At 66.7% G+C, this 10,503-nt stretch carries 12 protein-coding genes; 4 read left to right on the plus strand and 8 right to left on the minus strand.

Annotated elements, in window-relative coordinates; genetic code table 11:
- Nucleotides 1–89: 89 nt before the first annotated feature.
- On the minus strand, nucleotides 90–1,316 hold the full coding sequence (locus tag Q4C89_RS11735; protein ID WP_303102800.1) for a DUF4384 domain-containing protein: 1,227 nt from the start codon (nucleotides 1,314–1,316) through the stop codon (nucleotides 90–92).
- Between the two features lie 171 nt (nucleotides 1,317–1,487).
- On the opposite strand from Q4C89_RS11735, the gene Q4C89_RS11740 reads away from it, so the two are divergent.
- Nucleotides 1,488–2,363 (plus strand): molybdenum cofactor biosynthesis protein B, encoded by an 876-nt coding sequence (locus tag Q4C89_RS11740; RefSeq protein WP_303102801.1) that lies wholly within the window; start codon nucleotides 1,488–1,490, stop codon nucleotides 2,361–2,363.
- A 74-nt stretch (nucleotides 2,364–2,437) separates the two neighbouring features.
- Nucleotides 2,438–3,256, plus strand: coding sequence for a hypothetical protein (locus Q4C89_RS11745; RefSeq protein ID WP_303102802.1), 819 nt, complete (start codon nucleotides 2,438–2,440; stop codon nucleotides 3,254–3,256).
- Between the two features lie 72 nt (nucleotides 3,257–3,328).
- Here the strand turns inward: Q4C89_RS11745 and Q4C89_RS11750 are convergent, their stop codons facing one another.
- The 6 genes from Q4C89_RS11750 to Q4C89_RS11775 all read right to left on the minus strand — a co-directional run bounded on the left by Q4C89_RS11750 (nucleotide 3,329) and on the right by Q4C89_RS11775 (nucleotide 7,385).
- Nucleotides 3,329–3,940, minus strand: a complete 612-nt coding sequence (locus tag Q4C89_RS11750; protein ID WP_303102803.1) for a TetR/AcrR family transcriptional regulator — start codon at nucleotides 3,938–3,940, stop codon at nucleotides 3,329–3,331.
- Between the two features lie 70 nt (nucleotides 3,941–4,010).
- Nucleotides 4,011–4,829, minus strand: coding sequence for an alpha/beta fold hydrolase (locus Q4C89_RS11755; protein ID WP_303102804.1), 819 nt, complete (start codon nucleotides 4,827–4,829; stop codon nucleotides 4,011–4,013).
- Between the two features lie 62 nt (nucleotides 4,830–4,891).
- Nucleotides 4,892–5,326: a hypothetical protein gene (locus tag Q4C89_RS11760; protein WP_303102805.1), complete on the minus strand. Its 435-nt coding sequence runs from the start codon at nucleotides 5,324–5,326 to the stop codon at nucleotides 4,892–4,894.
- Between the two features lie 36 nt (nucleotides 5,327–5,362).
- A complete protein-coding gene (locus tag Q4C89_RS11765) occupies nucleotides 5,363–6,169 on the minus strand; it encodes an N-formylglutamate amidohydrolase (RefSeq protein ID WP_303102806.1) in 807 nt (268 codons plus the stop codon).
- Between the two features lie 8 nt (nucleotides 6,170–6,177).
- A complete protein-coding gene (locus tag Q4C89_RS11770; protein WP_303102807.1) occupies nucleotides 6,178–6,609 on the minus strand; it encodes a hypothetical protein in 432 nt (143 codons plus the stop codon).
- Complete coding sequence (locus Q4C89_RS11775) at nucleotides 6,606–7,385, minus strand: nitroreductase family protein (RefSeq protein ID WP_303102808.1); 780 nt, start codon at nucleotides 7,383–7,385, stop codon at nucleotides 6,606–6,608. The genes Q4C89_RS11770 and Q4C89_RS11775 overlap by 4 nt, the downstream gene beginning before the upstream one ends.
- Nucleotides 7,386–7,455: 70 nt before the next feature.
- Between Q4C89_RS11775 and Q4C89_RS11780 the strand changes: the two genes are divergently transcribed.
- A complete protein-coding gene (locus tag Q4C89_RS11780; RefSeq protein WP_303102809.1) occupies nucleotides 7,456–8,616 on the plus strand; it encodes an acyl-CoA dehydrogenase in 1,161 nt (386 codons plus the stop codon).
- 2 nt (nucleotides 8,617–8,618) lie between these two features.
- Here the strand turns inward: Q4C89_RS11780 and Q4C89_RS11785 are convergent, their stop codons facing one another.
- Nucleotides 8,619–8,960 (minus strand): hypothetical protein, encoded by a 342-nt coding sequence (locus Q4C89_RS11785; RefSeq protein ID WP_303102810.1) that lies wholly within the window; start codon nucleotides 8,958–8,960, stop codon nucleotides 8,619–8,621.
- A gap of 129 nt (nucleotides 8,961–9,089) precedes the next feature.
- Here Q4C89_RS11785 and Q4C89_RS11790 point away from each other — a divergent pair, with 129 nt between their 5' ends.
- Entirely contained in the window at nucleotides 9,090–10,307 is a 1,218-nt protein-coding gene (locus Q4C89_RS11790) for a saccharopine dehydrogenase family protein (protein ID WP_303102811.1), read from the plus strand.
- Nucleotides 10,308–10,503 lie beyond the last annotated feature (196 nt).

Consider the following 10,503-nt stretch of genomic DNA (forward strand, 5'->3'; position numbering starts at 1 on the left):
TCACTGCGTTCTGCCCACGTCGGGGCATCGGCAGAGAAGGAAAGAAGCCGGGGACGGGGCGAAAGCCAGTCGCCCCCAGCCGGGAAGGTTTACTTGCGGTACACCTTCGGCACGCCCCCGACGGTGCGGATGCTGCCGCCCTCAAAGTCGGCGGCCCAGGCTCCGGCATTCAGGTACTGGTCACGCACAGGGAAACCGAGGAACGAACCGCTGCCGCCCAGCCCCTGATAGGTCTTGAGCACCGCGCCCTGAAGCCAGAAGGTGCCGTATTTCTCGGTGGAGTACAGAGCGCCGTTCTGGAAAAACCCGTACAGACCGCTCGTGCCGAAGGTGTTGCGGGGAATCACTTTTTCGTCGCCAGCTGCCCAACCGAGTTTGCTGGGGGGACGGGTCGCCCCGTTCTCGGCTTTCGCCAGCGCGAGGTAACGCTCCAGGATGGCCCCGTGAACCGCGTAGGAGCGGCTGCTGCCGTTGGCGTGGAGCAGAGCGGCGTTCCCGTAGGCTCCGACTCCCGCGAACTTCTGCCACCAGCCGTCGCCCCAGGGGGTCGCGTAGGTGGTCGCCCGTCCCAAGCTGCCCTCGCCGCGCAGACGGGCGTAGGCGTCGGCCATCGCGGCGTCGGTGGTGCCGTTCTGACGCTCACCGGGGGCGATGTCGGTCTGCGGGTTCTGGGGAGTCGGGGCAGGGGTGGCCGCCGCGCCGACCCGGAACAGCGCGACATCGGTGACCCAGCTCTCGGCGGGCAGGGGACCAACGACGATGCTCAGCGCCTTGGCGAGGTTGTCCTGACCCTTGATGCCCACCTGGGCAAAGCCCTGGTCGCCGCTGAACTTGGCGATGTCGTCGAGCGAAAGCGGCTTGGCACTGGCGAGGGCGAGCAGTTTGTCCTGCCCGTCGGGGCCGCCGATATTCAGGCTGTACTTGGCCCCCTGCGCCGGGAACGTGCGGGTGACGTTCGCCTTCACGAAGTTGCTTTCTTCATAGTTGTTGGGAAAAAACAGGTCAATGGTGCCGTTGGCATTGACGTTGAAGAGGTAGACATAGGCGTCCTTGTTGGCCCGCAGGCCCACGCTGATTTGCTCGCCCTGGCGGTAAACCGGGTTGGCGTTGCCCGTCGCGTCCTTGTTGGTCCAGACCTCGACCTTCATCTCGGTCTGCACGGGGTTGACGATGATGCTCTGCGCCGAGATTTTGGCCGGGCTGGCCTGGGCGGCCCCGAGCGCGAGCGTCAGTCCGGTCAGGGCGAACAGCCCCAGGGGACGTGCTCCGAAACCGGCGCGTTCTGCTTTCGCTACCTGCTGTCTGTCTTTTTTCATGGGCGCAGGCTAATGATTTCAACTGACGCGATACTGAAAATTGCCCTGCACTTTCCTTCTATGAAGGCAAATTTACATCATGAGCCTTTTCTTCTCTTTGCACTGAGAAAGGTGAGGGGGTAGCCTTCGGGGGGCTACCGACACAACGTAACAGCGCGTATCGTGAAGCCTATGGCCGACCCTGTTTCTCCTTCGCCCGCCGGGAGTGCCCAGCAGCACCGTGACGCGGCCCCCCGCACCATCCGCGCCGCCGTGGTGACCATCAGCGACACCCGCACCCCCGAAACGGACGAGAGCGGCAATTATCTCTGTGAGCGGCTGACCGCGGGCGGGCACCGGGTCGTCGAACGGGTCATCGTGCCGGACGACGCGGTTCAAATCCGCACGGCGGTGGTGCGGCTCATGCGCGTGTCTCAGGTCGTGCTCACCACCGGGGGAACTGGCATCACCGGGCGTGACGTGACCGTGCCCGTCATCGAATCGCTGCTCACCAAGCCCATTCCCGGCTTCGGGGAATTGTTCCGCACCCTCTCCTACGGTCAGGTACGCGGAGCCGCCATGTTGTCGCGGGCAGTCGGCGGCGTGGGGCGCGGCGCACTCGTCTTCGCCATGCCCGGCAGCATCAACGCGGTCAAGACGGGCTGGGAAGGCATTCTGGAGCAGGAACTCGGGCACCTCGTCTACGAGCTGACGCGGCAAGGCCAACTCAACGCCCACGGGCAACTCGTCCAGAAAGAAGACCTGTTCACCGACCTGCCCGAGCCGCTGCCCTCGTTCTCCGAATCGCCCGCACCTGCGGCAGTTGCCAGCACCCCGGTTCCTGCCACCTGGGGCGGCGAATTCAAGGGTGTGGACTGGCGCGCACCCGCCCCCCAGCCCCAGGCTGTGGCTCCGTCGGCACAGGGTGCGTCGGCCCCCGCTCCGAGTGAAATTCCCGAACCAGCCCCCATCAAACTGGGTCGCCACAGCCAGCACGCCACGACCTACGAGCGCACGCCGCTGGTGCGCCCCAGCGACGCGCAACTGGGCCGTCCCGAAGACCGCTGAGCCCCTAGGCCGCGCCCCGTCAATGCCGCGCAGAATGCAGACCGCCCACACCCACCTGCGCTAACGTCAGGAACATGACGGCTGGACTTCTTCCCCCGCTGCTGCTGTGGCCCACGGGTCTTCCCGAAGTCAGCCTGCTCTACGCGCTGACATTGGCCCTGCTGGCGGCCTTCTGGCTGGGCCGAGTAGCCCGCGAAGCCCGGCGCGGACGGATACCGCGTGTCGGCTGGTGGTTCGTGCCGGGACTGCTGACCCTGCTGCTGGCCCGCGTGGGCGACCTTCCGGCGCTGTTCGGCATCGGGGCCGGTCTGCTGCTGCTGGCCGAATACTGGCCCGCTGCCTATGGGCGTCCCCGGCGGCGTCCCCGCCTGGCCTGGCCGCTGTTTGGACTGCTGCTGGCCCTCGGCCTCCTGACCAGTAGCCTGCTGGCAGGGCAGGCGAATCTGCCGACCGTGCTCGTCACGCTGCTGTCGCTCCTTGCAGGTCTGGCCGGACTGCTGGCCGCCGCGCTCTACCCCACTCCGGCCCGGCGTGAAAAGGCCCAGGGCTTTGCGCTGCGCTGGCAACAGCCCCAATTGCCCGAGTGGCCCGAATTCAGCGTGACCCTCACCGGGCAGGGCGCACGACTGACGAACACGTCGCCTCAGCCGCTGAAAGTGGTGGGCTGGTCGCCCCGCAGCGTCAACGCTTGGTTGCCCCCGCGCAACGAGGAAGGCCGCTTGCTCGACCTCCTCGGCAGCGGGCAGAGTGCCTTCCTCCCCCTGTCCGAGCGGGAGACGGGGGTGCGGGTCTGGTACGTCACCCCCCAGAAGCCCGAGCAGACCCGCCTGTTTCGCGCCGACTGGGTGCCCAGCACCCCGCAGACGGCAACTCCGGCGCACCTGCTCAACTGAGCTTTCCGGAAAAGCTCCGAAGCCGGGAACACTTTCCTTGCAGCTGGAGCTTTTGCCCTTCGTAGCCCTCCTTCAGCGTCCGTCGCGGCGCAGGGCCCCTTCGAGCAGCAGCCCCAGCGCCAGCCGCATCTCGTCGCGCAGCGGGCGCTCGGTGCCGTAGGCCGACCAGCGCAGCGCCACCATCAGGTAGGTGTCGGCAATCAGGTTGCTGATGCGTTGCAGGCTCAGGTCGGTGCGAATACGGCCTTCCTGATGCAGCGGGCGCAGAATCAGCTCGACGACCTTGCTGAGCGGCAGCGCCTGATACGCGGTGCGGGCACGCTCGGGGTTGGGATTCATGACCTCGTAAGCGAGGGGAGGAAACAGGTCGCGTTCACGGGCGTTCTCGTCGGCCAGGGCGTCCCAGACTTCGTAGAGCACCGTCATGGGCGGCACTCCCTGGGCCAGCCGCTGCTCGGCGAGGTCGCGCAGGCGCTCCATCACCTCACTGCCGTAGTCGAGCAGCACCGCTTCCTTGTAGGGGTAATAGTTGAAGAACGTTCCCCGAGAAACGTTGCTGGCGCGGGCGATATCGGTTGCGGTCGTGGTTTGAAAACCGCCCTGTTTGAACAGGTCAATCGCCACGTTGTAGATGCGGGCGCGGCGGCGTTCCTTTTGCCGTTCCCGAAGAGAAGAAGAATCCATGACCGGGCCATGCTACGGCAGCCGAGTTCAAAATTGAACCGTGCTCAACGGGGGCAGCCTCCCCCAGGGGTCAGGGCAGCGGGTCCAGGAAGGCCGTCACCTCCTCCTCAACGCGCTCGCGGGCCTCGCGGTGGGGCGTGTGACCGCAGTGTGGCAACAGCAGCGCCCGCGCCGGACCCGAAGCGCCGCCGACCGTGCGGTACACCTGTTCGAGTGTGCCGAATTCGTCGTCCTCGCCCTGAATGACCAGCAGCGGGCAGCGAATCTGCGGCATCAGGTGTTCGACGCTCCAGTCGCGGAACCACTCTGCCGTCCAAGTGTTCGTCCAGGCGCGGAAAAGCGCGTCCACCTTGTCGCCGTGATACTTGACCAAGCGCTGCGCGATGTCCGTCGTGCGGTAGTCACGGATGGCCTGCTCGACCCCGGCGCGAGTCCTGTCCTCGTTGAAGATGTGGGCCCCCTCGGTCACGACGCCCACCACCTGCTCCGGCAAAGTGGCCGCCGCCAGCAGCGCGATGGAGCCGCCGTCGCTGTGACCGAACAGCACGGCCCGCTCTACGCCGCAGGCCGCCAGCACCGCAGGCAACACGTCCCGCGCCTCGTGCAGCAGGTAATCGCGCTCTCTGGGACGGTCGAAAGGGCCGGAGCCGCCATGTCCCAGACGCTCGTAGATCAGCGCGTCGCGTCCGCTGCGCTCAGCCAACTTCTGCGGAAAGTCGCGCCAGGTGGCGATACACCCCAGCGAGTCGTGCAGGAACACCAGGGGAGCACGCCCGGTCGAGGCGGCCTGTCGCCAGTGCCGCACGGCAATTCGGCGGCCCCGAAGGTCGAGCACCTCGTCGGTGGAGTGCAGCGCAGCAAGGCCGCCAGTCTGGGTCGGGCTGGACATGAGGGCAGGATAGCGGCTGGTACAGACCGCCCCATCCGCTCACCAATGGCTCCCTCCGATGTTTACCGGACGCGCACGCTGCCGTCGCGCAGCAGGTAGGGGCGGCCCTGAAGGTCGCGCAGGCCGACCACCACCTGCACCCCCGCTCCGCGCTGAAGGCCCCGTGCTGGCCCGCTCAGGGTCGTCAGGCCACACTGCTGACCGCAGCTTCGCAGACGCGACCCCACCGCGCTGCGCCAGACGCCCTCCCGCGTGACGACGTACAGGTCGGTCACGGTCAGCGGGGGCAGGGTGGCCCCGGTCACGCCACCCGACTGCACCGTCAGATGCACCCTGAACACGTCACCGCTCACGGTCGGAGCGGCCTGGGCCGTCACCGAGCGCCCCCCCAGATTGAGACTGGTGGGCGCACCGAGCAGCTGCCCGGTGGACGGGGTGCCCACAGAACCGCACCCCACCAGCAGACCCGCGACCAGCCCCAGAAACAGCCGTTTCATGAACTCAGTATAGGGGGCAGGCTTCGCCCCCTGCCCTTACCCGTTCACCAGATTCAGCGCCCGGTCGGCAAAGTCGGCGAAACAGCCGTGCAGCGCCCGCAGGGCTCCTTCACGCGGCACGCCCAGTTCGGCGTAGTAGAGCGCCACGTTGATTTCCAGACCGAAAGCCGGAATCCCTGTGCGGGCATGGTGCGCGGCGCTGAGGGTGTCCGTCGTCCAGGGGTCGCCCACCGCCACGCGGGTATACGGACCAGTCAGCACGGGCGCAAAGGCGGCGGCGCAGGCGGCTTGCAGAGCGTCCCAGTGTTCACGCGGGAAGGTGGGGGCGGCGCTCGTGCCCAGCATCAGCGTCAGCGCAGGGCGGGGAGCCCCCCGGTCGGGGCCGAGCGCGGGGCCGAATTCCGCCATAGAGTGCCCCACAATCATCAGGCTTGCGCCGTCCAGTTCGGCCCGCACCTGGGCGTCGAAGCTGTCCCAGATGCGCCGCAGCCGCGCTTCACGGGCCTGGGGCGTCAGGGTGAAGCCCGCCGGGTACAGCGGCTCACGGGCAAAGTCCATCATCTTGATGACGCCGTTGTCCTCACTGTCACCACGCTCGCGGTTGAGGTCGGCGGCGAAACGGCTCCAGGGCGCTTGCAGATAGCGTGCGCCGGGGACGGCATAAATCAGGTCGGTGAAGCCGTCGCCCTCCACGAACACCCGCCGCAAAAAGGCTTCGCGCCGCGCCGTGTCGAAGGCGTCGTCGCCGAGCATGTCCAGCAGCACGTCGGCGGGCAGTTGGCCGGAAGGGTGGGGCGTCAGAATCAGGAGACGGTCACGCGAGGCGGGCAGGGCAGCAGACATGGCTCAGGCTAGCGCAGGCGGCGCAGTTCCAGCGGGTAGGCCACGCCGTTGACCCGCAGCGCACCGCTGAACGTCTCCCCCACCACGCGGCCCGAGAGCAGTGCGTCGGCCTTGAGCGCCACCCCGCTGACGCCCACGCCGAACGCACTCGCGCCCAGCTTGGCTCCGCCGCCCGCGCTGAGGTAGGCGGTGAGTTCCGCGCCCCCTGAGGTCGGCAGCAGTGACCCCGTCGCCAGGAAACGGTCCCCCGTCTTCTGGTTTTCCAGCGTGCCGCTGAGTTGGTGGCTCTTAGGCTCCACGCTGAAGGTCAGGCGGTACTTCTGCTGTTGCAGGAGCACGCGGCCCTCGCCTTCCCAGACCTGCACGGGATTCTGCGTGACCTGCGGCGCACAGGCGCTGAGGGTGGCGAGCAGCAGGCCCGCCCCGAGCAGCCTGTTCACTCGCCCCCCGCCCAAAGGCTCTGGCGCTTGAGCGCCGCCACCAGAGCGGGTTCACGCTGCTCCATGCCCTGCCCTGCGCCGAAATACAGGTCAAGCAGCCGCGCCCAGTCGCCGGGTTTGCCGGGACGGGCCGAAATCGGGTTCATGATTTCGGTTCCGGCCCGCAGTTGCTCGGTGCTGCCGTCGCGGTAGCGGTTCTCGTGGACGACCAGTTCACGCGGCAGACGGGGGCGCAGCGGGGCCTCCTCGGCGGGGCGGCCTACGGTCAGCGCGGCGAAGGGCAATACCCCCTGCGGCAGCTCCAGCAGCGTGAGCAGCGCGTCCAGATTGTTCAGCACGCCGCCAATCCAGCAGCCCTGGTAGCCCAGCATCTCGGCGGCGGTCAGCAGGTTCTGCCCCGCCATCACCGCGTCCCCGATGCCGAAATGCACCGCCACGGCGGGCCACTGCCCCGGCTCGCGCCCCGCGGCCTCCAACACGCGCCCTACGCGGCGGGCGTCGGCACACACCACGAAAGCTTCGGCGGCGGTGGCAATGTGGGCATTGTTGGTCAGCTCTGCCACCTGAACGCGCCGTTCGGGCGTGGTGAGGTGAATCAGCGAGTAAAGCTGCGCGGTGGCGTCGGTGGGAGCACGCTGGGCCGCGTGCAGCACGGCGTCGAGTTCATCGGGCGTCATGCGCAGGGGGGAGCCGTCTTCCGCCGTCTGATACAGGCGGGTGGTGCGGTGGGCATCGAAAAAGGCGCGAACCTGGGCGGGGGTCTGGGTGCCGTGCATGGTTTCAGGATGATAGGTGAGCTGAACAGCGAAACCCCCTACCTAACGCCCGTTTGGTAGCCTGAGCGCCATGACCGACACCGGAATGAGCTTCGCGCTGACAGACGAGCAGCGCATGATCGTGCAACACGTCCGTGACTTTTGCCGCGCCGAAATCGCCCCGCGTGCCGCCGAATTCGACCGCAGCGGCGAGTATCCGCGCCCGCAACTGAGCGGCCTCGCCGCGCTGGGGCTGATGGGCGCCACCGTGCCCGAGGAATGGGGCGGCGCGGGCCTGGACAACGTGACCTACGCGCTGTGCCTGGAAGAAATTGCCGCCGCCGATTCCAGCGTGGCGGTCATTGTCAGCGTACAAAACGGCCTGCCCGAACAGATGATTCTGAAGTACGGCACCGATGAGCAGCGCGAAAAGTACCTGAGGCCCCTGGCGAGTGGGCAGCACATCGGCGCGTTTTGCCTCACCGAACCCCAGGCGGGCAGCGACGCGGCGAGCCTGCGCCTGAAGGCCGAGCGCGACGGCGACGACTGGATTCTGAACGGTTCCAAAGCCTGGATTACCAGCGGCAACCACGCCGACACCTACCTCGTGATGGCCCGCACGGGTGGCCCCGGCGCGAAAGGCGTGAGCTGCTTCATCGTGGAAAAGGGCACGCCGGGCCTCAGCGCGGGCAAACCCGAGCACAAGATGGGCCAGCACGCCGCGCAGACCACCACCGTGACCTTCGACAACGTGCGGGTGCCCCACGCCAACATGGTGGGCGAGGAAGGCCAGGGCCTGATCATCGCGCTGTCCAGCCTGGATTCGGGACGCGTCGGCATCGGGATGCTGGCGATCGGCATTGCCCGCTCAGCGATGGAACACGCCGCCGCCTACGCCAACGAGCGCGAGCAGTTCGGCAAGAAAATCCGCGAGTTCGAGGGGGTTTCCTTCAAGATTGCGCGGATGGCGGCCCGCATCGAGTCGGCGCGGCTCATCGCCCTCAAAGCGGCGTGGCTCAAGGACTCGGGCCAGCCCTTTTCCAAGGAAGCCAGCATCGCCAAACTGCTGGGCAGCGAAGCGGCGGTGGACGTGACCCGCGACGCCGTGCAGATTTTCGGCGGCAACGGCTACAGCGCCGAGTACCCGGTCGAAAAGCTCTACCGCGACGCCAAAATCACCGAGATTTACGAGGGCACGTCCGAAATTCAGCAGATGGTGATTGCTCGGGCGGTGTTTGCCGAACTGGGCTGAACTCAGCGCACCACGTACTGGCGGTCTCCTTCCACCCTCAGCACCACCACCGTCTGGCCGCTTTGCTGCTCCACAGTGCAACCTTCCACGTTCGGCGGCACGGGCTTGCCGGGAAGGACTTGGGTGCAGGGCAGCGAGGAGGCGTCCATCCTGGCCTGGGCTGCCGTCAGCACCATCTGCCCGTACTCGCGGGCGGCGCGGCCCTGCACGCTCATGACTGCCACCATCGCCCCGATGCCGCCGAGAAACAGCAGCAGAATGAGAACGAAGGTGCGGGTCATCTTGCGGCGTTCGGCGGACGTGATTTCCCGCTGCTCTGTCGGTGCGCCAAAGGGCTGACTCATGCGGCCCAGGCTAGCGCGGCTTCGGTGGGCGCGGAAGAAACGCCCGTCCTGCGCTGCCTGGAGGTCTGTGGCGCGTGCTCGCCGGGGGCCTGACCGCCGCACCACATCTCCCCTGATAAACTGCGCCCCGTGAGCAAAGTCATCATCATCGGAGCCGGGGGCGTCGCCAACGTCACCGCCAAGAAGTGCGCCCAGAACGACGAAGTCTTCAGCGAAGTGCTGATCGCCACCCGCACGGTCAGCAAGGCCGACAAAATCGTGGCCGAAATCCACGAGCACATGCCGGGCACCAAGTGCAAGTTCAGCACCGCCACCGTGGACGCCGACAACGTGCCCGCGCTGGTGGAACTGATTAGGGGCTTCGGCCCCGAAATGGTCATCAACCTCGCCCTGCCTTACCAGGACCTGACCATCATGGACGCCTGCCTGGAAACGGGCGTGCACTACCTCGACACCGCCAACTACGAACCCAAGGACGTGGCGAAGTTCGAGTATTCCTGGCAGTGGGCCTACCAGGAGCGGTTCAAGGAAAAGGGCCTGATGGCGTTGCTCGGCTGTGGCTTCGACCCCGGCGCGACCCAGGCGATGACCGCCTACCACGCCAAGCACCACTTCTCCGAGATTCATTACCTCGACATCGTGGACTGCAACAACGGCAACCATGGCAAGGCGTTCGCCACCAACTTCAACCCCGAAATCAACATCCGCGAAATCACCGCCAACGGGCGTTACTGGGAAAACGGCGAGTGGGTCGAGACGCAGCCGCTCGAAATCTCGCAGGACATCTACTACCCCAACGTGGCGACCCGCAAGAGCTACGTGCTGTACCACGAGGAACTCGAATCGCTGGTCAAGCACTTCCCGACCATCAAGCGCGCCCGCTTCTGGATGACCTTCGGTGAGGCGTACATCAAGCACCTCAACGTGCTCGAAGGCATCGGCATGACCAGCATCGAGCCGATCGAGTTCCGGGGTCAGCAAATCGCGCCCATCGAATTCCTGAAAGCGGTGCTGCCCGCCCCCGAAAGCCTCGCGGCGGGCTACACCGGCCAGACCTGCATCGGCGTGCAGGCCAAAGGCATCGGCAAGGACGGCCAGGAGAAGGTCCACTTCGTCTACAACGTCAAGGACCACGCCGAGTGCTACCGCGAAGTGCAGGCGCAGGGCGTGAGCTACACCACGGGCGTCCCCGCCATGATCGGCGCGATGCTGATGCTCCAGGGCGTCTGGAAGCAACCCGGCGTCTGGAACGTGGAGCAGCTCGACCCCGACCCCTTCTTCGCCGCCATGAACAAGTGGGGCCTGCCCATCGACGAACTGGCGGGCGTGGAACTGGTGAAGGACTGAGTGAGCCTTCGGCCCGCCTGAGGGTCTAAGGGCCGAGGAAGCTGAGGCATTTTGCCTCGGCTTTTCTCTTGCCACCGCTATGCCACCTGGCTAATGCGACTGCACTCGTCTATGCCGTAGCCTGGGCTTATGCGAACCACCGGGGGGCCTGCCCGATTACCGCTTTGAGGAGAGCGGTAGTCATGGCAAAACACAG

Source organism: Deinococcus sp. (assembly GCF_030523985.1).
Lineage (GTDB): Bacteria > Deinococcota > Deinococci > Deinococcales > Deinococcaceae > Deinococcus.

Bases quoted from the DNA above. Each gene is read 5' to 3' on its own strand.
- Q4C89_RS11735 (WP_303102800.1), bottom strand. From the start codon at position 1,316: ATGAAAAAAGACAGACAGCAGGTAGCGAAAGCAGAACGCGCCGGTTTC.
- Q4C89_RS11740 (WP_303102801.1), top strand. From the start codon at position 1,488: ATGGCCGACCCTGTTTCTCCTTCGCCCGCCGGGAGTGCCCAGCAGCAC.
- Q4C89_RS11745 (WP_303102802.1), top strand. From the start codon at position 2,438: ATGACGGCTGGACTTCTTCCCCCGCTGCTGCTGTGGCCCACGGGTCTT.
- Q4C89_RS11750 (WP_303102803.1), bottom strand. From the start codon at position 3,940: ATGGATTCTTCTTCTCTTCGGGAACGGCAAAAGGAACGCCGCCGCGCC.
- Q4C89_RS11755 (WP_303102804.1), bottom strand. From the start codon at position 4,829: ATGTCCAGCCCGACCCAGACTGGCGGCCTTGCTGCGCTGCACTCCACC.
- Q4C89_RS11760 (WP_303102805.1), bottom strand. From the start codon at position 5,326: ATGAAACGGCTGTTTCTGGGGCTGGTCGCGGGTCTGCTGGTGGGGTGC.
- Q4C89_RS11765 (WP_303102806.1), bottom strand. From the start codon at position 6,169: ATGTCTGCTGCCCTGCCCGCCTCGCGTGACCGTCTCCTGATTCTGACG.
- Q4C89_RS11775 (WP_303102808.1), bottom strand. From the start codon at position 7,385: ATGCACGGCACCCAGACCCCCGCCCAGGTTCGCGCCTTTTTCGATGCC.
- Q4C89_RS11780 (WP_303102809.1), top strand. From the start codon at position 7,456: ATGACCGACACCGGAATGAGCTTCGCGCTGACAGACGAGCAGCGCATG.
- Q4C89_RS11785 (WP_303102810.1), bottom strand. From the start codon at position 8,960: ATGAGTCAGCCCTTTGGCGCACCGACAGAGCAGCGGGAAATCACGTCC.